24 protein-coding genes are annotated in these 23,000 nt (G+C 51.2%); 19 read left to right on the forward strand and 5 right to left on the reverse strand.

The features are described from left to right. Window positions 1–73: 73 nt before the first annotated feature. Entirely contained in the window at window positions 74–2,578 is a 2,505-nt protein-coding gene (locus tag ACX9GU_RS21225) for a fimbria/pilus outer membrane usher protein (protein WP_473192819.1), read from the forward strand. Window positions 2,579–2,596: 18 nt separating this feature from the next. Next, window positions 2,597–3,337 (forward strand): fimbrial biogenesis chaperone, encoded by a 741-nt coding sequence (locus tag ACX9GU_RS21230; protein ID WP_473192820.1) that lies wholly within the window; start codon window positions 2,597–2,599, stop codon window positions 3,335–3,337. On the opposite strand, the gene ACX9GU_RS21235 is transcribed toward ACX9GU_RS21230, so the two are convergent. After that, the gene (locus ACX9GU_RS21235) at window positions 3,312–3,686 is read right to left on the reverse strand and encodes a hypothetical protein (RefSeq protein WP_473192821.1); all 375 of its coding nucleotides are present in this window, start codon (window positions 3,684–3,686) and stop codon (window positions 3,312–3,314) included. The genes ACX9GU_RS21230 and ACX9GU_RS21235 overlap by 26 nt on opposite strands. Before the next feature lie 93 nt (window positions 3,687–3,779). On the opposite strand from ACX9GU_RS21235, the gene ACX9GU_RS21240 reads away from it, so the two are divergent. Then, complete coding sequence (locus ACX9GU_RS21240) at window positions 3,780–4,577, forward strand: hypothetical protein (protein ID WP_473192822.1); 798 nt, start codon at window positions 3,780–3,782, stop codon at window positions 4,575–4,577. A 21-nt stretch (window positions 4,578–4,598) separates the two neighbouring features. Beyond that, window positions 4,599–5,105: a fimbrial protein gene (locus tag ACX9GU_RS21245; RefSeq protein ID WP_473192823.1), complete on the forward strand. Its 507-nt coding sequence runs from the start codon at window positions 4,599–4,601 to the stop codon at window positions 5,103–5,105. Window positions 5,106–5,148: 43 nt separating this feature from the next. On the opposite strand, the gene ACX9GU_RS21250 is transcribed toward ACX9GU_RS21245, so the two are convergent. After that, window positions 5,149–6,207, reverse strand: a complete 1,059-nt coding sequence (locus ACX9GU_RS21250; protein ID WP_473192824.1) for an alpha/beta hydrolase — start codon at window positions 6,205–6,207, stop codon at window positions 5,149–5,151. A 209-nt stretch (window positions 6,208–6,416) separates the two neighbouring features. On the opposite strand from ACX9GU_RS21250, the gene ACX9GU_RS21255 reads away from it, so the two are divergent. The 7 genes from ACX9GU_RS21255 to ACX9GU_RS21285 all read left to right on the forward strand — a co-directional run bounded on the left by ACX9GU_RS21255 (window position 6,417) and on the right by ACX9GU_RS21285 (window position 13,043). Continuing rightward, the gene (locus ACX9GU_RS21255) at window positions 6,417–7,106 is read left to right on the forward strand and encodes a heavy metal response regulator transcription factor (protein WP_473192825.1); all 690 of its coding nucleotides are present in this window, start codon (window positions 6,417–6,419) and stop codon (window positions 7,104–7,106) included. A gap of 15 nt (window positions 7,107–7,121) precedes the next feature. Next, the gene (locus ACX9GU_RS21260; RefSeq protein WP_473192826.1) at window positions 7,122–8,579 is read left to right on the forward strand and encodes a heavy metal sensor histidine kinase; all 1,458 of its coding nucleotides are present in this window, start codon (window positions 7,122–7,124) and stop codon (window positions 8,577–8,579) included. A gap of 68 nt (window positions 8,580–8,647) precedes the next feature. Continuing rightward, entirely contained in the window at window positions 8,648–9,127 is a 480-nt protein-coding gene (locus ACX9GU_RS21265; protein ID WP_473192827.1) for a (R)-mandelonitrile lyase, read from the forward strand. Then, window positions 9,105–9,869 carry a carboxymuconolactone decarboxylase family protein gene (locus ACX9GU_RS21270; RefSeq protein WP_473192828.1) on the forward strand — a complete coding sequence of 255 codons (765 nt, stop codon included), beginning with the start codon at window positions 9,105–9,107 and terminating at the stop codon, window positions 9,867–9,869. The genes ACX9GU_RS21265 and ACX9GU_RS21270 overlap by 23 nt, the downstream gene beginning before the upstream one ends. Window positions 9,870–9,985: 116 nt before the next feature. Next, complete coding sequence (locus ACX9GU_RS21275; protein WP_473192829.1) at window positions 9,986–11,050, forward strand: alpha/beta hydrolase; 1,065 nt, start codon at window positions 9,986–9,988, stop codon at window positions 11,048–11,050. Window positions 11,051–11,175: 125 nt separating this feature from the next. After that, a complete protein-coding gene (locus ACX9GU_RS21280; protein ID WP_473192830.1) occupies window positions 11,176–12,027 on the forward strand; it encodes an aldo/keto reductase in 852 nt (283 codons plus the stop codon). Window positions 12,028–12,053: 26 nt separating this feature from the next. Continuing rightward, window positions 12,054–13,043, forward strand: a complete 990-nt coding sequence (locus ACX9GU_RS21285) for an aldo/keto reductase (RefSeq protein WP_473192831.1) — start codon at window positions 12,054–12,056, stop codon at window positions 13,041–13,043. 34 nt (window positions 13,044–13,077) lie between these two features. Here the strand turns inward: ACX9GU_RS21285 and ACX9GU_RS21290 are convergent, their stop codons facing one another. Next, window positions 13,078–13,971 carry a LysR family transcriptional regulator gene (locus tag ACX9GU_RS21290; RefSeq protein WP_473192832.1) on the reverse strand — a complete coding sequence of 298 codons (894 nt, stop codon included), beginning with the start codon at window positions 13,969–13,971 and terminating at the stop codon, window positions 13,078–13,080. A 411-nt stretch (window positions 13,972–14,382) separates the two neighbouring features. Here ACX9GU_RS21290 and ACX9GU_RS21295 point away from each other — a divergent pair, with 411 nt between their 5' ends. From ACX9GU_RS21295 to ACX9GU_RS21325, 7 genes are all read left to right on the forward strand, one after another. Beyond that, window positions 14,383–14,706: a DUF3302 domain-containing protein gene (locus ACX9GU_RS21295; protein WP_209528269.1), complete on the forward strand. Its 324-nt coding sequence runs from the start codon at window positions 14,383–14,385 to the stop codon at window positions 14,704–14,706. 4 nt (window positions 14,707–14,710) lie between these two features. After that, complete coding sequence (locus tag ACX9GU_RS21300; RefSeq protein ID WP_473192833.1) at window positions 14,711–15,847, forward strand: HlyD family secretion protein; 1,137 nt, start codon at window positions 14,711–14,713, stop codon at window positions 15,845–15,847. A 316-nt stretch (window positions 15,848–16,163) separates the two neighbouring features. After that, window positions 16,164–17,117: a LysR family transcriptional regulator gene (locus ACX9GU_RS21305; RefSeq protein ID WP_473192834.1), complete on the forward strand. Its 954-nt coding sequence runs from the start codon at window positions 16,164–16,166 to the stop codon at window positions 17,115–17,117. Between the two features lie 339 nt (window positions 17,118–17,456). Beyond that, window positions 17,457–17,927 (forward strand): CYTH domain-containing protein, encoded by a 471-nt coding sequence (locus ACX9GU_RS21310; protein WP_473192835.1) that lies wholly within the window; start codon window positions 17,457–17,459, stop codon window positions 17,925–17,927. A 44-nt stretch (window positions 17,928–17,971) separates the two neighbouring features. Then, complete coding sequence (locus ACX9GU_RS21315) at window positions 17,972–18,607, forward strand: hypothetical protein (RefSeq protein WP_473192836.1); 636 nt, start codon at window positions 17,972–17,974, stop codon at window positions 18,605–18,607. Between the two features lie 57 nt (window positions 18,608–18,664). Beyond that, window positions 18,665–20,239: an SLC13 family permease gene (locus ACX9GU_RS21320; RefSeq protein WP_473192837.1), complete on the forward strand. Its 1,575-nt coding sequence runs from the start codon at window positions 18,665–18,667 to the stop codon at window positions 20,237–20,239. A 54-nt stretch (window positions 20,240–20,293) separates the two neighbouring features. Beyond that, entirely contained in the window at window positions 20,294–21,754 is a 1,461-nt protein-coding gene (locus ACX9GU_RS21325; protein ID WP_473192838.1) for a hypothetical protein, read from the forward strand. Window positions 21,755–21,781: 27 nt separating this feature from the next. Here ACX9GU_RS21325 and ACX9GU_RS21330 read toward each other — a convergent pair whose 3' ends face one another. Both ACX9GU_RS21330 and ACX9GU_RS21335 read right to left on the reverse strand, forming a co-directional pair. Then, entirely contained in the window at window positions 21,782–22,276 is a 495-nt protein-coding gene (locus ACX9GU_RS21330) for a hypothetical protein (protein ID WP_473192839.1), read from the reverse strand. Between the two features lie 127 nt (window positions 22,277–22,403). Next, complete coding sequence (locus ACX9GU_RS21335; protein WP_473192840.1) at window positions 22,404–22,502, reverse strand: glycosyl hydrolase 108 family protein; 99 nt, start codon at window positions 22,500–22,502, stop codon at window positions 22,404–22,406. Window positions 22,503–22,741: 239 nt separating this feature from the next. Here ACX9GU_RS21335 and ACX9GU_RS21340 point away from each other — a divergent pair, with 239 nt between their 5' ends. Further along, window positions 22,742–22,999 carry a YjhX family toxin gene (locus ACX9GU_RS21340; RefSeq protein WP_024483657.1) on the forward strand — a complete coding sequence of 86 codons (258 nt, stop codon included), beginning with the start codon at window positions 22,742–22,744 and terminating at the stop codon, window positions 22,997–22,999. The last annotated feature ends 1 nt before the right edge of the window (window position 23,000 follow it).

A 23,000-nucleotide genomic window follows, 5' to 3' on the forward strand; every position in this document is an offset into this window, starting at 1 on the left:
TTAGCGGTAATTATCACCTAGCAGGTATGGCCTAGCCAAACCTGCTACTTACTAACGTTCAGAAACTATTATCATGAACAATAAGAAAAATTACTCACCCGCTTCATCCCTATTGTTTTTTATCATTGTTGCACACTCAGCCTATGCAAAAAACAATGATATTGAGTTTGAAACCAGAGCCTTGGACATCCTCGATAAACAGAGTATCAGCCTGAGTAATTTTTCACGTCCTGATTATATTCCAGCGGGAAACTACCTGCTGTCGTTAAAGTTGAATAATAGAACTATCGGCACCTTCCAGTTCCAATTAGTCGATGCCGAGGGGGACAGCAAGGTTTGCTTTACCCCGGAACTGTTGCAGAAATTTGATTTAAAAAGTAGTGCCTTGCAGGGAATAATGGAACACCACGCACCAGGGAATAGCACCTGCATTATCGTCGGGGATTATGCAGGCAGCACGCTGAGAATCGATCGAAAAAAGAGCGAACTACTGCTGACGATCCCGCAGGCAGCGTTAAAGTATAACGATCCCAACTGGACACCACCGGCACAATGGGATGAAGGCATTCCCGGCATCCTGCTTGATTATAACGCCAGTGGCAACGTCTATCAGAGTAGGCAGGGTTCAAACTACCTGTCATTATCTGGCTACGGGACCGCCGGTGTGAACTACGGTTCCTGGCGCCTGAGAAGTCACCATCAGGCATTTTTATATAAAGGCCGACAGGGTGAAAAGCAATCCCGCTTCAGCACGCCAACGGCTTACCTGGCGCGCTCACTCAATGATGCCGGTGCTCATTTAACTCTCGGCAGAAACTTTCTTTCATCCGATGTTTTCGACGCTATTGACTATACCGGGGTTGCCATTGTCAGTGACGATCGCATGCTGCCACCGGCATTGCGTGGCTATGCGCCGGTCATCGAAGGGGTTGCCAACAGCAACGCCAAAATTATCATCACCCGGGGTGATAATAACGTTATCTATGAAAAGATGGTGCCGCCCGGCAACTTTATCATCAACGATCTCACCGACATGACTTCTGGCGAGTTAAAAATAACCATCCGCGAGGAAAATGGTGAGGAGAGAACGTCAACCATTCAAACCTCCAACGTTCCGTTCCTGACGCGTTCCGGTCATGTCAGATATAAAGTCATGATGGGGCAATCAAATAACAATGGAAGTTTCAACCCGTATCTCGCCACCGGTGAAGCCTCTCTCGGCATCTTTTCAGGAACGTCACTGTTTGGCGGCTTTATCCTTACCGATAAACAGTACTACGCTATCAACGGGGGTATTGGTTACGATATGAGCATGCTGGGTGCCCTATCCTTTGACGTGACCCACACCGATGCACAGCTGACAGACTCCCGCCCACGGGGCCAAAGCTACCGTTTCAACTACTCGAAAATGTTCGACAGCATTGATAGCCAAATTACCTTTGCGGGCTACCGTTTCTCAGAGGAAAGCTTCCTGACGCTCAATGATTTTATCACGCTGAAAACCAACCCGGATTATATCAGCACCAGCAAGGAAAGTTACAATATCGTCGCCAGCAAGAGCTTTAGCGATCTCGGTTTCTCAGTGAACGCCATTTATACCAAGCAAACCTACTGGCAGGACGTTTCCGACAGTAATACCTACGGGTTAAGCGTGTCAAAATCCTTTGACTTCGCCGGCCTGAAAAATATCAATACCTATCTCTCGGTAAACCGCACAGAGTATAAGAAAAGCTTTTATTCACAGAGCCAGAAAAACAACAACTCGATCTACCTGAGCTTTAATATTCCATTAGGTGCCAAAAGCTATATGAATACCGCTATGCGTACCAACAACGGTAAATTATCACCGAGCCTGTCCTATACCAATAATGTTGATCCCAATAATACCTGGTCCGTTGGCACCAGCGCCTATGACGGCTTGCGGCAAGGTAAGATCAATGCCAACTCTTCGCAAAAAATGGCCAAGGTTGCCACCACCTTAAACGCATCGATGAGTGACGACGATTACTATCTGGGCGGCAGCATCAAGTCCGGCTTTACGACCACCGCTCATGGTACCGTTATGCACCGTGACGGCTACGCCGGAAACTCAAGATTGCTGCTCGACACCAAGGGTATTGCCGGTGTTTACGTTGGCAATGGTGACCGCAACGAGCCCACCAACGCCCAAGGCCTGGCCATTATCAACGACGTCCCGGAATATTACCGTACCGATTACTCGGTTGATGCTAAACGACTCCCCGATGATGTTGATGGTTCCGTCGCCAACATCCAAACGGTGCTAACCAAAGGGGCGATTGGCTATCGCAGACTGAAGGTTTACCGAGGGATCAAGGCATTTATTCGGTTAACCGACCCCCAGGGCCGGCCGATCCCGTTTGGCACCACCGTTGAAGACGCCGCCGAGAAGAGAAGCGTTGGCATGGTGGGCGAAAATGGCGAGGTCTATATTTCCGGAGTCAGCAATGAGTCCACCCTGAAAGCGATGGATGCGGCTGGCCGACACTGTTTCTTCAGCCTGCAGGGCCAGAATGTGTCGCTGTCTTTCACCTCCTCTACGGTATGTAACACCCGATAATTTCACAAGGATATTCCCATGCTCCCACAGACTACCAAGCTATTTTTTATTCTGACGCTGGCAGGTTTTAGCGTTTCCCAGGCCAACGCGGCGATCTCTATTGATAGAACTCGCGTAATTATGATGGGTGATGAAAAATCGGCACAGGTTAATATTATTAACCACAGTAAAAAATTACCTTATCTGGCACAAAGCTGGCTAGAAAATGAAAATGAGGAAAAAATAAACTCCCCCCTTACCGTGCTGCCACCGTTACAACGGCTGGAACAAGACACTACGGTGCAGGTAAACATTACCCCGTTGCCGGCTGCGGCTCAATTACCTCAGGATAGAGAGTCACTGTTCTTCTATAACCTGCAGGAGATCCCACCCAAATCTGATAAGACCAACGTCGTGCAGTTAGCGTTACGGATTAAAATAAAGGTCTTCTACCGGCCTGCGAGCCTGAAAAAAAAGGCCACCGAGGTTTGGCAAGAGAAGTTAGTACTTACCCCCGTCAATAATGGCGTGAAGATCGTCAATCCTACGCCTTTTTATATCGTTATCCCGACCCTCAGCGTAGCGAACAAACCGCTATCACTGGCGGATGAGGCTATAACGCTTAAGCCGCTGAGTGACGTCACGGTGCCAAACGCGCGGGTAAAAAACCAGGCCATCCAACTGCAGTACATCAATGATTATGGCTCTTATAACGCCATAAATTATCATTGCACAGCGAGCCAGTGCGATATGGTTAAAAACGATAAAAATCGCCCTTGATATTGAGGCTATTGTTATGATCAAGTTTATCCTGAGCTTCTGTATAGGGCTGTTCTCTGTTAACACCGCCTGGGCTGAGCCAGCTATTGCCTGCGATTGGACGCCAAGCCCTAGCCTCATTCCTGCCGTAAGCCTCGCCAGCCTGATCACGGGAAGGATCCAAAGGGGCACTGAAGATATTGATTGTTATGAAGACGAAAATGGTATTAGGCATTGTGACAAAAAAGATATCTGGAAAATTCCCAACGGCATCTACTCCACCAGCCAAACCGCCAGGGTAATCTGCATCAACTTTGGCGATAAGGCAGAAACGATCACCTATAAGTTTTCCAAGGCCAGTGATACACATATCCCCATCCCTGCCAATTCTAACGTATGGAAAAACCTGACCTTAACGATCTCCGGTGCCGGTTCGCAGAGAACCTTTAGCAATATTGAAAACATGGAACACGATAAGCAGTTTACCTGGAGCGATACCACTTTGGCACCATGCCAAAAAACTTGCTGGGATCTGGAACTCGCCACGCCACGCTATATCAAGAGTTTAACGTTTAATTTTCGCGTACAACCCAAAGTATTTAAAACCGATGATAACGTTAGCCCTTTCTATGACCTGCAAGACTCGGTCGGTGCCCTGTGGATAGTTTCTGGCTCGGATAGCGATATGGCCTGGTCAACAACCAGCACACCCTACTTGATTATCTGCGGCCTTAACGGAGAAACTTCCTGCAGTCTTAAAAGCAGCATCGGTAACGGTAACGGTGGCGGAGGCGGCTCGCTCAGGCCCCCGATCAAACAGTGCACCTTAACCGTTGTCACCCCTGATGTGGTAGCGTTCCAGCCGATCTCGTCTGACGATCTCAGCCGTGGCAGAGTCCGTAGTGAGGACTTCACCATGACCGTGATCAAAGGACCAGACCAAGCCACCACCTGTATGGGCAGCGCCTATAATCTGCCCGGTGAAATCAAAACCCAAGGCGGTTATCCCATCAGTTCGACCTTCTGGGGGATTAGCCATAGCTCAGGAGCACCACAGGGTATCGGCCTGAAGCTGTTTGATTTAGGTAAAGGCACCTACTTGAAATTCAACCAAAAATACGCCCGTTTTATTAGTGATATCAGTAGCATCAGCGAATCAAAAAGGATGCGGGCTGAAATATCCGCCACCACCAAGGATCTGAAAAAAATCAAGGATGGTGAATACAGCCAGGTGCTGACCTTCGAAGTTGCCATGCCGTGAATGTTATGGGTAAGGAAAGCCATGATGAACAGTAAATGTTTACTTTTTTTAGCCGCCACCCTGTTGGCAACCACGGCTCAGGCGGAAATCAAGGCGAGCAGTAGTACTCGGTTTGTGGGTAGGATCACCGTCGCCACCTGCAATATCGTGGTTGGTGACGATAATCAAACCATCAACATGGGCGAAATATCCAGCGCCGAGCTTGATGCCAAAGGGAAATCCACACCGGTGCCCTTCCTCATCAATTTATACGGCTGCGATACAGAAAATAAGCGCGTAAAGATTGCGTTCGACAGAGCGGGCACCGGCGCATCTGGCAGTTTGATCCCGGTTGATGGCATGAGTGGTATCGCGTTAGGGCTGCTGGATAGTGATGGCAGCCCGCTGTATTTTGGCAAAAAAAACAGCGGCCAAAAAATTAAAAAAGGCGATAACACCCTGCTTTTCTCGGCTTACCTTGCTAAAACGGGGCCGATTAATTCAGGGTCATTTAGCCGCTTGCTGCACTATACGCTTTATTATGATTAACCTTATGTGCGCGGTCTTGGCCTTGCTCAGTTGAGCTTGTCGCCTACAGGGCTAAATTTTTATCAAAGAAGCTATCAAGCTGCTTCATCGCCTGATCGACATAGCGTGGAACCCAGTAGGTTTCGATATGCGTCGCGCCATCGATGAGGTATAGCCGTTTGTTTTTCGTACCGCTGGCCTTGCTGAACGCGCTTTCGGTCATGTAGAGCGAATCCGCCTTGCTGCCTGCCATCATCAGCAGCGGCTGGTTGATAAGATCCATGTTGCTTTGCGCATCAAAGCGCATCAAATCGAGCAGGCTACTCAGGGTATAGCGGAAGGTGGAATTCGGATGCGCATGCGTTTTGCCATAATACTCAAAGCCTTGGCGATACAGCTCAAACGGCAGTTTGGCAATTTGCTCATCGGTGAGTTTGGCATCTCCCGTATAGGTAATTTCACCACCGGTGGCTTCTTTAGCGCGAGCCTCTGAGGCCTGCTGTAAGCGTTCCTGGATCGTCGACAGTTGGGAGTCCTGATAACCATTACGCCGTACCAGCCCGGAGTCAAACATGCTCAACGTCGCCAGCGCTTTAAATCGCTTATCGGTCTGGGCGGCTTTTAATGAATAACCGCCGCCGCCGCAGATGCCAAGCAGACCTAGACGTTCAGCATCGACACCTGGATACTGGCTGAGATAGTCGGCCATGCCGTGAATATCCTCAATGCGGTTGGCGGGTTTATCAACGCTGCGGGGCATCCCACCGCTGGCTCCCTGGTAAGCCGCATCGGCGGAGAGGGTGATGTAACCCTGTTCTGCCAGCCGCTGGGCATATAACCCGGCGACTTGCTCTTTAACACCGCCGTTAGGATGCGCAACCACCACCGCCGGGTATTTTTTGGCAGGATCGTAGTTGGCAGGGGTGTAGACATTGGCCGCGATCTGAATGCCGTGAAGGTCATATTTTACCGGATGGATATTGACCTTGCCCTGGACGTTGCTGGTGATGGCACCTTGATACGTCAGGGTAAACGGATTCTGTCGGTAATCGGCAGCATAGGCGCTGGCTGCAATGCCCGTCATCGCCGTTAGCAGCATGGCGTTTAATAGCGTGAATTTCATTTTCATCTCCCAAATAGGTAAAGGCTCACGGAATGGATAATGTCTGACCAGCTTAGGGAGGCAGGGCTGTCAGCATCATGACGGGCACATAACAATTTTGTCATTTAGACCGGCGGGTTAACTGACAGAAATGTCAGAAAAATGTCAGGTAAACGATGGCAATGAGGCGTTAATATCGTTCTACCCCTGGCCGAAAAAGGAACCATTGAATGCGACTTTTATTAGTGGAGGACGAAGAAAAAACCTCGTCTTACCTTAGCCGTGCGCTAGGGGAATCAGGCTTTACCGTGGATGTCTCCGCCGATGGCGCAGAAGGCCTGCACTACGCGCTGGAATATGACTACGACGCCATCATCCTCGATGTCATGCTACCGGGCATGGACGGCTATCGGGTGCTGGAAGTCCTGCGCGCCAGCAAGCAAACACCCGTGCTCATGCTTTCAGCCCGGGGCTCGGTGGATGAGCGCGTCAAGGGGTTGCGTCTTGGCGCTGATGATTATCTGCCCAAACCTTTTTCACTGATTGAACTGGTTGCCCGTATCCAGGCTTTGGTCCGCCGGCGTAAAACTGACGGGGCGGATATTACGCAACTGCAAATCCACGATCTCCATCTGGATCTGCTGGCTCGCCGGGTATTCCGCAGCGGGCTCCGGCTGGAGCTCACTGCCAAAGAGTTTTCCCTGCTAAGCCTGTTAGCAAGGCACCAGGGCGAAATCCTGTCAAAGATGATGATTGCCGAGCAGGTCTGGGATATGAACTTCGACAGTGACGCCAACGTCGTTGAGGTCGCGATAAAGCGCCTGCGTGCCAAGATTGATGCACCGTTCGAGGTCAAGTTGCTGCATACCGTGCGCGGTATGGGCTATGTCCTGGAAGTCAGACCTGACTCCCACCGCTAGATGAAGGTGAAAAACATGTTCAAGCGCTCCATCTCTGGGCATCTGGCCTTGATGTTTGCCTTGTGCGCCGTGCTGCTGATCTCCGCAGTCGGTTTCCTGCTGAGGAGTTCACTGCATGATTCTTTGCAAAAGCAGATGCACAACGAACTGCTGTTCCGTGAGTCTCTTATGAGCCCTTGGATCACCACTCGCACCTCTTCCGAGGGCTGGCCCGCCCTCGCGCACAAGTTTACCGATCTGGCCAGTTCCGAAGGCGAGCGAGTTCGTTACTGGATCGTCAGTGATGATCCCCGTTTTAGCGTGGGAGGGCCACCTCCCGTGGGGGCCGACTGGTCCTCTCTTGGCGAGGGCTTCAATAAAATACCAGGGGCATCAGAGGACGCCTGCTCCCTTTTCCTGCTGGTGAAAACCCTCCCTGCCAATGGTGCAAGACCGGAATTGCGCTATGTCGTTGCCATCGACTCCACGCCCTACATGGGCACACTGGATGCGTTTACCCGCACGCTGCTGATCATTACTGCGTTAGGCGTGTTGATTATTGCCTTGCTGGGTTATGCCATTTCAAGGATTGGTCTACGTCCGCTGGGAGCATTGAGTAGCCAGGCACAGCATCTGGCTCCGGGAGGCCACACTCAGCGCCTGGATACCGCCGCGTTACCCAAAGAACTGCAACAACTGGCCTCTTCGTTTAACGGCGTACTGGAACGGCAGGAGATCGCCTGGCGGCAGCTTGAGAGCTTTAACGCCGATGTAGCCCATGAATTACGCACGCCATTGACGAACCTGATTGGCCAGACACAGTTGGGGCTATCCCGCAGACGTTCACGCGAGGAGCTTGAAGAGTTACTCGGCTCAAATCTGGAGGAACTCGAACGGATGACGTCCATCGTCAACGATATGCTGTTCCTGTCACATGCTCACGCAGGTGTTCATGCCTCCCAGCTCACGCCGGTTTCTTTGCGGGAAGAGACGCTCAAGACGGCGGAATATGTTGAACCTTCGTTGGCGGAAAAACAGCTTACCTTGCGGGTGACAGGAGACGTGCACGCCCATATTGACCGGCGGCTGTTCCATCGTTCACTGGCCAATCTGCTGGAAAACAGTGCCCGACACTCACCGCCCCAAAGCACCATTACGGTCCGCTTAAGCGAAAAGGATAATCTGGCCTGGGTCGCCGTTTCAAACCCCGGCGAGCCCATTGAGCCTGCACATTTACATCGTCTGTTCGAACGTTTTTATCGCGTGGACGCTTCACGTGCTAAAAGCGACACCCACCATGGCCTCGGATTATCAATCGTACAAGCGGTAGCCATTATGCACCAGGGAGGCGTATTCGCACGCAGCGAGGGCGGCATCAATACCTTCGGGCTTACTTTTGCTTTGCCAGCGAGCCGGCAGCTATCCCTCGATTCCGATGGAGAAAAATCGTTACCCATAACACCTGACAAAATTGTCAGGAGCTCGTCAGCCTGACGACATCGGGCCCTGGCTAGAATCATCGCGACACAGCATCCACTTTATTGACTAACAGGACGCATCGCATGATTGGAAAAATAAGCTATCTCGGGCTGTTACTACCGCTCATCACTTTTTCTTCCCTGGCGCAGGAGCCAAACGCTTCCGTACACATCGCTCCCGCCGGGAGCCAGAACCCGGTATATGGCCCGGCGGAGAATTTTACCGGGCGTGTCCGGGTTGATCCGTTATTCCGTGCAGATGACAACATCAGCGTTTCCGCAGCTTATGTCACCTTTGAACCGGGCGCACGTTCGGCCTGGCACACTCACCCGGCAGGCCAGCGGCTTATTGTGACCTCCGGCCTGGGCTTGACCCAGCAACAAGGCCAGCCGGTACAGATGATCCGCCCTGGCGATGTGGTGGCCTGTCCACCGGGCGTTAAACATTGGCATGGCGCAGCCCCTGGTAGCGCCATGACGCACCTGGCGATAACCGGGATCGTGGCAGGTAACAGCGTTCAGTGGATGGAAAAGGTGACCGATGAACAATATCTCGCGCATTAAAACCCTCGCCGTTGCGGCTGGATTGTTGCTCAGCGTCAGTATGACGTCGAGTGCCGCCCCCATAGCCCAAGGAGCATCAGACATGGATCATCAACACCCGGTGTCGGAAACGTTATCCGCACGTCAGCAAGTCATCCCCTTGATAGCCACGTTTATGGCAAGCAGCAACATGGCAAAACTTCATGCTGCGCTTAATCAGGGGCTGGACGATGGAATGACGATCAACGAAACCAAAGAAATCCTCATTCAGCTCTACGCCTATACCGGCTTTCCCCGCAGTCTCAATGCGTTAAATGAACTGATGAAGGTGGTTGAGGCACGTAAACAACGTGGCATCAACGATGCTGAGGGCGCGGTTCCTGTCAGCCCTGTTCCCGTCGGTGATGAGCTCCTTCGCGTGGGTATCGCCAACCAGACCAAAATCTCCGGTGCACCGGTTCAAGGCCCGCTTTTTGAGTTCGCTCCGGTCATTAACCAGTTCCTGCAGACGCATTTGTTCGGCGATATTTTTGCTCGTGACAATCTGGACTGGCAAAGCCGTGAGCTGGCAACGGTCGGAGCATTGGCGGCCACGCCTGGCGTGGAAGCGCAATTATTGTCACATATGCGCGCCAGCCTGCGCGTCGGGCTAACGGCGGGGCAACTACGTCAGCTTGCGCAAGTGCTGCGCGAGCACGGTGAAAATGATGCTGCGACACGGGCTGAACTTGCGCTTGTGCAGGCACTGGCTAACGTGAAGTAGCAAGGGTTGTTCAGTCCGATTAATGAGCGCCACAGATAAGGGCATTCAGGGGGGCTTAACAATCCTCTGGATCAACTCAGCTATGATGGTGGTGCAAATACATAGAGGAAATAGCCTTGAAGACACTATTGAAAACGCTGGTATTCTGCATGATGGCGGGTGGCCTTGCTGCCCAGCCTGTTTATGCCGAACCGCTGGTGATTAAAGAACAAGGAAGCTTTTCTGCCGGTGGCACAATCATGACTGCACCGGGGAAATTTGACGCCAAAAAACCTCTGGAGCCTGCTGGCCAGACTTATCACGGCGATCACGCCGCCGTATTTTATCAAATCCCGGAAAGCCCGCATAAATATCCGCTGATCATGCTGCATGGTGCGGGGCAGTTCTCCCGCACCTGGGAAAGCACGCCGGATGGCCGCGAAGGCTTTCAAAATATTTTCCTGCGCCGCGGTTTCTCCACTTATCTGGTCGATCAACCACGTCGAGGTGGCGCCGGGCGCACCACGGTTGAAGGCACCGTGACGCCAAAACCGGATGAGCAGATGTGGTTCAATCAGTTCCGCATCGGTGTCTGGCCGGACTATTTCAAAGACGTGCAGTTTTCTCACGATCCGGCAGCACTGGATCAGTATTTCCGCCAGATGACGCCGAACACCGGGCCTTTTGATATCAACGTTATTGCCGATGCCATGTCGGCGGTGGTGGATAAAACCGGCCCGGCCATTCTGTTTACCCACTCGCAGGGCGGCGGGCCAGGCTGGTATACCGCAATCAAAAACAGCAAGGTGCAAGCCATCGTGGCCTTTGAACCCGGCAGCAGCTTCGTCTTCCCTGAAAATGAACTGCCTGCACCGATGCCCAGCGCGTTCGATACGCTGAAAGGTGAACCCGTGCCGATGGATCAGTTTATGGCGCTGACCAAAATCCCGATCCTGATTTTTTACGGCGATAACATTCCTGATAAACCCGTCGCCATGCCCGCGCAGGACAGTTGGCGTGTCCGGCTGGCTATGGCCCGCCAGTGGCGCGACGTGGTCAATAAGCACGGTGGTGATGTGACGGTGATCCATTTGCCCGAGATCGGCATCAAAGGGAATACCCACTTCCCCTTCTCAGACCTGAACAACGTCCAGATTGCCGACCAGGTCAGCCAATTCCTGCAAACTAAAAATCTGCAGTAGCACCACCAGCAGGGTTTATTCGCTTATTAATGAACCCTGCTAATTAACCCTAGCGAATTACACCCTCTAATCAAATAAATCACGCTGCGTTAAGCTTTTCTCACACCACAGTGAAGGGTAACGTCATGCAAACAGTCACACTGAACAACGGTATTACCATGCCCCTGGTGGGCTTTGGCGTCTTCCAGATGACGGATGCCGCAGAGTGCGAGCGCGCCGTTCTTGACGCCATCGAAACCGGTTATCGGCTGATCGATACCGCGGCTTCCTACCAGAATGAAACGCAGGTCGGCAACGCCCTTAAGCAAAGCGGCATTGCGCGCGACCAGCTGTTTATCACCACCAAACTCTGGTTGCAGGACACCAGCTATGAAGGCGCAAAAGCGCAATTTGAACGCTCACTCAATCGCCTTCAATTGGACTATGTCGATCTTTATCTGATCCACCAGCCCTACGGGGATGTGCATGGCGCGTGGCGTGCCATGGAGGAGTTGCACCAGGCGGGGAAAATTCGCGCTATTGGTGTCAGCAATTTCCATCCGGATCGTCTGGCCGACCTTATCGCCTATAACCAGGTGACGCCAGCGGTCAATCAGATTGAAGTAAACCCGTTCAACCAACAGTTGCACGCGGTGCCGTGGATGCAGAGCCGTGGCATTCAGCCTGAGGCCTGGGCCCCTTTCGCGGAGGGCAAAAATGGTCTGTTCCAGCATCCGCTATTAGCCACTATTGGCGCAAAGTACGGCAAAAGTGTGGGTCAGGTGGTGTTGCGCTGGATCTTCCAGCGCGGCATCGTTTCACTGGCTAAATCAGTACGTCAATCCCGGATGGTAGAGAACATCAACATCCTGGACTTCGAACTCAGCCCAGACGATATGCTGCAAATTACCGCCCTCGACACCGCGACCAGCGCTTTCTTCTCGCATCGCGATCCGGCGATGGTGGAATGGCTCACCGGCCGCAAACTCGATGTTTAACGACATAAAATAGGAGGAACTCCCGAATGCAAACACGTTATCTCGGTAAGTCCGGGCTGGAAGTGTCAGCGCTGGGCCTGGGCTGTATGGGGTTGAGCTTCGGCTATGGCCCGGCAACGGATACGCGTCAGGCCATCGAACTGATCCGCGCAGCCGTTGAGCGTGGCGTGTCCTTTTTCGATACCGCCGAAGTCTATGGCCCGTATCTGAATGAAGAGGTGGTCGGCGAAGCCTTAAAACCCTTGCGCGATCGGGTCGTTATCGCCACTAAATTTGGCTTTACCTTTGGTGATGACAACAAACAGCAGATTTTAAACAGCCGCCCAGAGCATATCCGCCAGGCGGTGGAAGGTTCACTGCGCAGGCTCAAAACCGATGTGATCGATCTGCTGTATCAACACCGTGTCGATCCCGATGTGCCCATTGAAGACGTTGCGGGCACCGTGAAGGATCTGATTGCTGAAGGCAAGGTTAAACACTTTGGCCTGTCAGAGGCAAGCGTGCAAACCATTCGGCGCGCTCATGCGGTACAGCCAGTTACCGCCCTGCAGAGTGAATACTCAATGTGGTGGCGCCAACCTGAGCAGGAAATTCTGCCGGTGCTGGAAGAGTTAGGTATTGGGTTCGTGCCATTCAGCCCATTGGGCAAAGGCTTTTTGACCGGAGCCATCAAGGCCGGCACGACGTTCGGTGAAGATGATTTCCGCAGCAAGGTGCCACGTTTTGCCGCAGAGGCGCTGGAAGCGAATGAGCAGTTGGTCAGCCTGCTGACAATACTTGCTGCAGAGAAAGGCGTAACGTCAGCGCAAATTGCTTTAGCCTGGCTACTGGCACAAAAACCGTGGATTGTGCCCATCCCAGGGACAACCAAACTGCACCGGCTGGAAGAGAATCTGGGGGCTGCAGATCTCATTCTTTGCCAGAATGATTTGCTCAAGATTACTCAAGCGCTGGAGAAGGTGAAAATCGTGGGCGAACGTTATCCGGCCGCCTTACAGGCACGCGTGGGTCGTTAAGGTTTACTCAGGCTTGCGGTTGCCCGCAAGCCATTCAATCACCATGGCGCAACGCATCAATCAACAGAGCAAACGCCGGAGGATGCTGCTTTCTACTTGGGTAATAGAGGTAGTAACCCGGGAAAGAGGGGCACCACTCCTGCAGCACCTGAATAAGTTCTCCGGATTTGACCAAGCCCTGGACCATGTCCTCTGGCACGCAGGCCAGGCCAAACCCTGACAGCGCTGCGTCGATTCTTTCTGACAACAGATTCAACGTCAGTTGCCCCTCAACCCTGACGCGCAGCGGCTTACCGGCTTTCTCAAACTCCCAGTGATATAAACCACCTGCGGTAGGTAAACGCATATTAATGCACCGATGATCCTGCAGTTCATGGGGTGTCTGCGGAATGCTGTTGGTGGCGAAATACGCTGGCGCGCCAACCACCACCATACGCATATCCGGGCCGATCTTCACGGCAACCATGTCCTTATCGACGCTTTCGCCAAGGCGTACTCCGGCATCGAAACGCCCATCCACAATATCGATAAACCCGTTATCTACCACCAGCTCAACGTTGATTTGCGGGTATTGCCGTAGAAACGGCTTTAGCTTTGGCCATAGCAGGCTGCGCACCGCATGTTCGCCCGCCGAAAGCCGGATATTACCGGAAGAGGACCCGTTCAGTTGAACGAGGGCTTCCAACTCCTGTTCAAGGTCTGCAATACGGGGTTCGAGACAGGCAATGATCCGCTCCCCCGCCTCCGTGGGGGCAACGCTGCGGGTGGTTCTAGTTAGCAGCCGCAGGTTTAAACGTTCCTCCAGCGCCTTTATCGCGTGGCTGAGTGCAGACTGTGAAACACCCAGCTTACCCGCCGCTTTGGTAAAACTTCTCTCCCTCGCCACGACGAGAAAAACCTGTAGCTCATTGAAGTTTTCTTTCAGCATGCGTATTCCCTTGGTTGACCTAAACCTTGCCAGTTCGGACAGAACTTATGAAATTGGTTCATAGACACTACCATTTTAGCCCCGTTACCGACAAAGGTTGCTGATAACTCGCCAACAAAAACGCTCTCGTGCCGCCAGATTTTTTGGATGGTGCTATATTTTATGAACTGAGCCCGCGCTTCCGAGAAGACATATGAAAAAACATCCTTTTAGCATTACCGTAGGTGTTTTATATCCCCACATGTCATTTTCGGCCTGTTCTGCCAAAGTAGATGAAAAATATCATTATCCTTAAATTATTACCCACTACCATCAAGGACAACCCACTAATACACGCCTAACAGACGCGGTAGCGCAACCAACAACGCTGTTACCTAATCCGTCGGGTGAGTTTACTTAGCCGAGGCCACCATGTTCCTAAATTACTTTGCGTTAGGCGTACTCATTGTTGTCTTCCTCGTCATTTTTTACGGGATCATTATTCTCCATGACATTCCTTATCTAATTGCAAAATCACGCAACCATCCGCATGCAGACGCGATCCATGTTGCGGGTTGGGTCAGTTTGTTTACTCTGCATGTGATGTGGCCTTTTTTATGGATATGGGCCACGTTGTATCGCCCAGAGCGCGGTTGGGGCATGCAAGGCCAGCAAGATCCATTTATCCGCTTAGAGCAAAGAATTACCGAGCTGGAACAGAACATCAGCGAAACCAAAACACCTTCTGCGGAGTAACTCCATGGACTTGCTCATTATTCTTACCTATGTCGCATTTGCCTATGGCATATTCAAAATATTTAAAATCCCGGTAAACAAATGGACGGTCCCCACCGCAGCATTGGGTGGCGTTGTTTTAGTGGGCGCCCTGATTTTATTAATGAATTATAACCACCCTTATACTTTTCAAGCACAAAAGGCCGTGGTTTCTATTCCCATCACACCGCAGGTGACTGGCATTGTCAGTGAGGTCACAGATAAGCAGAATACCTTTATCAAAAAAGGGGACGTTCTTTTTAAAATAGACCCTACCCGATATCAGGCACGTGTCGATAGGCTACAGGCCGATTTAATGACGGCAATCCATAGCATCCAGGTGCTCCAGGGGCAATTAGACGAAGCCGTTGCCCATACCTCCGGGGTGATTGCCGAACGCGATCGTTTATATAAAGACTACCAGCGTTATATTAAAGGGAGCCGGGCCAAGGTAAACCCGTTCTCCGAAAGCGACATTGATCACGCCAGGCAAAATTTTCTGGCACAGGATGCGCTGGTGAAAAGTTCGTTGGCTGAACAGGCACAGATCAAAAGCCAGTTAAACAGCGTCGTCAACGGAGAACAATCGCAGATAGTCAGCCTCCGGGCCCAGTTAACAGAAGCCAAATACAATCTCGAACAGACCGTGGTTCGCGCCCCCAGTAATGGCTATGCAACCCAGGTGCTTATCCGCCCAGGAACCTACGCGGCAGCGCTGCCACTGCGCCCGGTCATGGTGTTTATCCCGCAACAAAAACGGCAAATCGTCGCGCAATTCAGACAAAATTCGCTGTTACGCCTGAAATCCGGCGATCAAGCCGAGATCGTCTTCAATGCGCTACCTGGCCAGGTATTTCAGGGGAGACTGACCAGCATTCTTCCCGTCGTTCCCAGCGGGACGTATCAGGCGCAGGGAACACTGCAATCATTGAGCATGATACCGGGCTCCGATGGCGTGCTGGCGGTGATTGAGTTAGAGCCGAATGCGGATGTTGATGCCTTGCCAGATGGGATATTTGCCCAGGTGGCGGTGTATTCCGACCACTTTACCCATGTTTCCGTGATGCGTAAGGTACTGTTACGCATGACAAGCTGGATGCACTATCTCTATCTTGATCATTGATCGTAACAAAGCGGTCATGTGGCTGAAAGGGCCGGGGACGGACGAATAGGTTCGTCCCTGGCTTAACATGATACATCCTGCCACATCGCCTCCGTTGAGGACCGCAGCCGTGAAAGATTACTGCTTGCAACACCTCGCTCACCGTTCAAAATAAAGTGCATAACTGTTTGTTTTGTCACGTTATAATCTTATCTTTTCGAGTATCATTTCAATCAGGCTGCGCCAAAATAGGGCCTATTTACCTCTGCGTGGTCTCCGAGGGAAAACAGGGGGATCTTCTATAGAGTGATCACACAAGACTGACTTCCGAGGTGGCATGGACATTCATCACTTTAAAACGTTCAACCAAGTGGTTATCAGTGGTAGTTTCACCAAAGCGGCACAGGCCCTGTTCCTTTCTCAACCGGCGATCAGCATGCAGATCCAGGCCCTGGAAAGTTTCCTGAAGGTCACGCTGTTTGACCGCTCCCGGCGTCAGGTCAGCCTGACCAAAGAGGGGGAAGTGCTTTTTGAATATACTCAGCGCATATTTCTGCTATTTGACGAAGTCCAAAGCGTGTTTCAGGATATCAGTAAACTGCAGGTTGGACGCCTGCGGATAGGTGCTACCGGGGTCATGGGAACCTACTACCTTACCCGCTTTATCCGCCGCTTCCACGAGCGTTTTCCCGGCATCGAGCTGGAGATCCTTACGGGAAATTCCTGGCGTATCGCTGAACTGGTTGCCGCTGGCGAGATTGAATTAGGCTTCGCCGGTCGTTCGGTGCTCCGCTCACAGCTCCAGCAAATGCTGCTCCACCGGGAGAATTACAAAATGGTGGTGGGCAAGAGTTCCCCCCTGGCCTCCCGAGCCCAGGAAATGCTGGCTCCAGAGGTACTAGTGGAGATGCCTTTCGTAATGCGCGAGAAAGGAACCCGCATCCGCTCCAAAATGAGCACCTGGTTCAAGCGGCATACCAACGCACTCACCCCTGAGAACACCGTCACTCTGTCTAACATAGAAGCCACCAAACGGCTAATCGCCAGTGGTTACGGCGTTACGGCAATACCCCATCTGGCCGTTGCCGACGAACTTGAACAAGGGGAACTGATCGAGCTGACTGTGAAGGGATTCAACCTGGTGGTGGACTATTATCTGGTCTGCCACAGCGAGCGCTCACTTTCTCACGCCGCCTTAGGCTTTCTTTCGCTGATGCATGAAGATGCCCCCAATACCAACTGGGGAGAAATTCCGGAATTACTGGATAATATTTTTGGCCGCCATCGTTAAGCGCTTGGCTGTCGCTCATTGTTGATCAATTGTTGCCTGCATTACTGGCTGGAGATTTTTTGTTTAAAAAACGACCACCAAAAAAGCAATACGTCTTTATTAGTTCAAATAGTGAGCATCGCTACCTATTAGCGCGCTTTGTCATGACTAAAATAACAACCACTACTTAACAACCATTTAGCATTAATTATTTTTTGTGACCGTCATCAACCTATAAAACTTCGTTATGGGTGTGATGGTTGAATACGATTTCCCATCAAATTAAAAGCTATCTACTATCAACTCAGCAATAGAAAACGCGCTTCTCGGTCGCGAGTTTAATTCAATCAGGAGTTAATCATGGCAAAAGAAATTGAACGGAAATTTTTATTAATCGGTGATGAGTGGCGCGCGCTGGCTACTGGCACCCATTATCGTCAAGGGTACCTGAACAGTACTAAAGAGCGCACCGTGCGTATTCGTACCATTAATGATAAAGCTTTTCTTACGGTTAAAGGTATTACCGTTTCGGCAACCCGCGCCGAGTACGAATATGAAATTCCCTTCGGTGATTGCGTAGAGATGCTGGAAGGGCTGGCAGAGCGGCCGATCATAGAGAAAAAACGGTATAAAATTCATGACGATGGTCTGGTTTGGGAAGTGGATGAATTCTTGGGGGGCAACCAGGGGCTGATCGTTGCAGAAGTTGAGTTGCAAAGTGAAGATCAGGTCTTTGAAAAGCCGGTTTGGGTTGGTGAAGAAGTGAGCGGCGATCCACGTTACTTCAACTCCAATCTGGTAGCACACCCCTATACCACTTGGGAAAAATAGTCTTCCTCCCTTACCTTGGCCAACACTGCAACAGGACGGATATCATGAATACTCATATGGATAAAAATATTGCCACTTCCGCCAGTGATGCTGAAAAAATAGTGCCACGTGCCGAATTCCGTGTATTCGGTCACGGCATTATCGATGGCGTAAAAGAAAAAATGTGGGAAGCGAAAGCGACCTTATTTAAAGCCCGAAAAATGCCAAACGAGACTTATTTTCTCTCGATCCATACCGACTCAGTCAACGTAAAAGTGCGCGATGGCTTGCTGGATATCAAAACCAAAATTGGTGAAACCCCTGAGGGGTATGAAATTTTCCAACCCCGTGGAAAATTCCAGTTCCCGGTGCAGCGAGCTGAACTGGCAACCATTCTGCAGCACCTTGAGGTTTCGCTCCCATTAGATCAGGAAAGTTACACGCTTGAGGCATTTATCGCCATGGCAAAAGCCAGCAGCGAACTGATCCCCGTCAACATCGAGAAAATGCGTTATGGCTTTAGCGTTAACGGCATCATCAGCGAATACGCGCAGGTATGGTTCAACGGCGCGATGATGGAAACCGCCTGTTGCGAAAGCGAGAATTACGAGGGAATCAAAGCCACGGTGGCCGCGCTGGGGATAAATGAACTGCCGAATACCAACTATTTGAAGGCTGCCAGACAGGTTGTTGGTCTGTAGTTCATCACGCATCGGTAGATGAGATCTCTCACCTACCGAGCCAAAGGAGATAGGGCGATGTCAAAAAAAGATACCGCGCAAGCAGTCATCGATCCGCTGGATATGAGCAACTATTCCCTGGAGAAATTCAAGGAAATCAAACCCGGCGTGTGGATGGAACACATCAAGTTTATAGGTATGCCGCTAGCCATTTTGCTGTTTTTGGTTTTCCATCTGCAATGGATCGGCACCATCGAAATATTTGAAACTCAGACCAAAGTCCCACCAGCTAACTGCTATAGCGCAACCGGGATCTTCCTTGCTTCGCTGGTTCTTTGGTTGACCGAAGCCATTCCCAACTATCTGACCTCGCTGATTGTGGTAGTGGTGGTGATCCTCACCGGCACCATGAAGATGCGGCCAGCGTTTGCCATGTTGGGTGAACCCGTCATGATCCTCAACATCGCCAGCTTTATCATGGCCAGTGCCCTGGTGGTCACCGGCCTGGCGAAACGCATGTCGGTCTGGTTGCTGGTTCGCATGGGCAGCAAGATGGGCTTTCTTTTCTGGTGCTTTATCTTGCTCAACCTGGTCCTGGGGGCTTTTATCAGTGCCACCTCGGCTAAAACGGCGCTGCTATTGCCTCTCTTTATGGTTATTTCCGCCATCTACGGGGCGACGGGTGGAGAACACCGTAACAACGTTGGCCGTAATATGGTGTTGCTTAACCTGCTGGCAAACAACGTATCGGCCAGTGCCTTTATCACCGGGTCTGCGGCTAACCTGCTAGCAGCAGCGATGATAGAGCAGGCAGGGTACAAAATTTTTTACGGCGACTGGTTTATCGCCTTGTTCCCTCTGGCTTTAATCCAATGTGCGATCGCCTGGTATACCGGTACCCGCTGGATTTTCCCGATTAAAAAAGAAGATACCATCCCCAAAATTGAAGGGGGCATGACTCGGCTGGAGTCTGAACTCAAGCAGTTGGGGCCAATCAGCAGAGCAGAAATCAGGGCCGCGCTGACCTTCCTGGTGGTATTGCTACTCTGGTCCACCGACCGCCTGCATGGCATCCGTGCAGAAGTTATTGCCGTCGCCGGTGCCTGTGTGGTGCTGATGCCTTCGGTCTGTAAACTCCCCCCTCTGGGCGTAATGAAATGGAACGATGCCGATATTCCCTGGCATATGTTGATGTTCAGCTTTGGGGCCTATGTGCTGGGCGGCATGGTTGATCAAACGGATATCGTCGGCCTTTACATCCATACCCTGTTTGATAAATGGCAAATCGATCCTGCAGGCGGCGGAAAGTTGCTGGTCTTTGCGGTGCTGAGTGCGGTCTTCGCCATTACGACGTTGATCAGTGAAAGTAAAACCGCGCGTACCATCATCATGTTCCCAATCATTATCAGCATTGCCAAGAAGTTTGGCTGGGACGTGGTGGGATTCTGTTTGCCGATGGCCTTCCTGATCAACCAGGTTTACGTGCTGTATTTCAACTCCAAGCCGGCCAACATCAGCTATCTACTTGACCATTACTCCACAGGCGAATCGTTCAAGTACGGAATGATACAGATGGTGATTATCTGGGCTCTGCTGATCCTTTGGACGCAATATGTTATGCCGCTAATGGGATTCAATAGCGCGCTGTGGTAAGCCACATCCGGCGGTAATACCGGCTGGTTACCGCCAATCAAGCAGGAGACAACGGTGGCACGCGAAACGTTAAAAGCCTCAGGGAAACGCGGCATTGAGATCAAACAAGGCATCTCTTTCCCTGAGCGTAAGGGAACCAAGCGCTTTCAGCCGGAAAACTACCATATTGAAACCTGGTTCTTTTTTCCTACCAGTTTGCAAATCAACCGTTGGAACTATCCGCCCAAACAGTTTCAACAAATCCTCAAAAACTATGTCCGCTTACGCCCGCCCACCATTATGCTGCGTAAATTTGCGGCGTCTTGCCAGACAACGCTTGAAGAAATCACCCGTCTTATCACTAGCGATAGCGCCGATACCACCTCTGCGGTTGGCTATGAATATCGGCTGAAAATGTTCTGCCTGACCTTTAAACGAGCGCTGCATCTGGAGGTTCGTTACATTAACAAGCTGAGCGGCGAAAAGTTGGAGCAGGCATTACTCCACTTTGCGAGCACCACCGCAGCGGTATTGGCTGACTATCGCAACATGAGCAGTAACCTCCCCCTGCAGGCGCAGGCTAATGCACGCAGCGTAGTGAGTTACTGTGATGAGTATCTGGCCATTATCACCACCCGCTACGGCCGCCAGGTGCTGAATAACTTCTCTTCCAGCCCGGCGCACAACGCGTTACGCTCTTTTTGGCGTGAAGAAATGTTGTATCGCAAGGCTCATTACTTATCCTCTTTCCCTTCCCCGCTTTCGGATAATGAGCGGGTGGTGTATCGGCTTAATACGCTGAAGAAATATATCAGTAGCCCTATGTATCTGGATATTCGCCGCAAGCATGGCGAAACCATCCTCGCTCATACCATTGCCGGAACCGCCGCCGCTATCGCCATGATATTTGCCACCGGCGTGGCCTTTTTTTGGCAAGGGAAGTACGGTGCGCTAAGCTCACAACTGTTTCTTGCCATGGTGATTGGCTATATCTTTAAAGATCGGATGAAAGAGACTTTTCGCGCCCGATTGTTCTCAACCTTCCGCCGCTGGTTGCCAGATCGGCAACAGATAATCTATAAAAATCTCCACCAACCCGTTGGCAAATGCAACGAATCCTTTGTTTTTGTTGATGAACAAAACCTGCCGGCCGACGTGAGTGCGATGCGTCGTAAGGTTCACTGCCTGGATATTCAAAATTACTACCTGAGCGAGGATGTGTTGCACTACTCAAAGCATGTTCGGCTTCGGCACTGCAATCAGCTTTTTGCTGGTGTGAATCGTTCAGTCATGGACATTACCCGGCTAGATATCATGTCGTTTCTGATGCATACCGATGAGTTGCAAGATGAAATGCCAACGCTTGAGGATGATAACGTGGTTTATGGTGAGAAGGTCTACCACATCAATATGATCAGACGTGTTACCGACGGGAAAGAAAGCGCTCTGGAGCGTGCGCGGATCGTGGTCAATAGCGAGGGGATAAAGCGTATCGAACCCGTGTTTATGACAGAAGAATCAGAGGTGGTCAGTTAAAATATCGCAAATCCCCCGGCCGCAACGCTATGAATTGACGTAAATCCGTGGCCATTCATCCAGAAAACGGGCTATGTGTGGTTCCTTACGATGGCGCCTTTTTAGCTGCCGCTTCAACCCGGATTCGCTGGCAATTTCCGCCAACGTTTGCCGGATATGTTCCACCTGATCCGCTCGATGCAGGCAAAAGCTGTCAATATTATGCTTCACCCCTTCCTGGCTGTTGGCACCAAATAGCGCCCACAGAATAAATTCATTGGGCAACGGCTTATCGCCAAATTGGTGGCTGTTAAGCGTTCTACGTAACTTGATGATCCATGCGGCCAATTCATCACGCAGCTCAGGCTCCAGCTCAACCTGTTGTATCAGTTGATTGAGAATAACAAATTGCTGGGAAAGCAGTTGATAGTATTGCTGCTCTAGTGGCAATACGCACTGGATATAATACAGATTGAGTGTTTGTCGCAGAGGTTCTGATACCGAGCCATCAGGTTGTTGAGACTGCTGCTCTGGAAAGATCATTGGTTTCCCCCTGATGAATGCGCTTATGGCTAACGCAGCCAAAGGCGAAGATTTACTGAGTATCATATTTATACTTTAAGGGTAACAGGGAGGTCGACAGACTAAAAATCGAAAATCGCGATACTACTCATAATCCTTTTTGATAATTCGCCCGGGCTGTTTGCCGAGTTACGCCCCAAAAGCTCGCCTCACCAATATCATGGGGATCATTGGCATAACCCGGCACATATGCTCCAGGTCACATTTTTCAGGTTGGCTCATTTCCATACAAAAACTGTGTGTTATTATCCCCGCCGTAAAACCCTTTCAACTCATACCGAGGCTTTGATGCTGGAGAATGTAATCATCCGATAGTCAGCTTCCCGACCTTTTCAGGCCGGACTGATTATCAATGCGCCGAAATCGAATGCGGACACCGCTGGGTGTTTGCACGTTTTGCACATGATGATTAACAGGTTTTTCAGCATGAATTTATCCCGTCAGGAACAACGTACCTTACACGTTCTCGCCAAAGGTGGACGTATTGCGCACGTCCGCGATACATCAGGCCGCGTCACCTCCGTTGAATGCTACAGCCGCGAAGGGCTGCTGCTCAGCGACTGCACGCTCGCCGTATTCAAAAAACTCAAAACCAAAAAGCTGATCAAGTCCGTCAATGGACAACCGTACCGCATCAATACCAGCGGGCTGAACAACGTTCGCGCCCAGTTGGACAACCGCTAAG

This window comes from Serratia sp. K1WW1, from assembly GCF_055790865.1.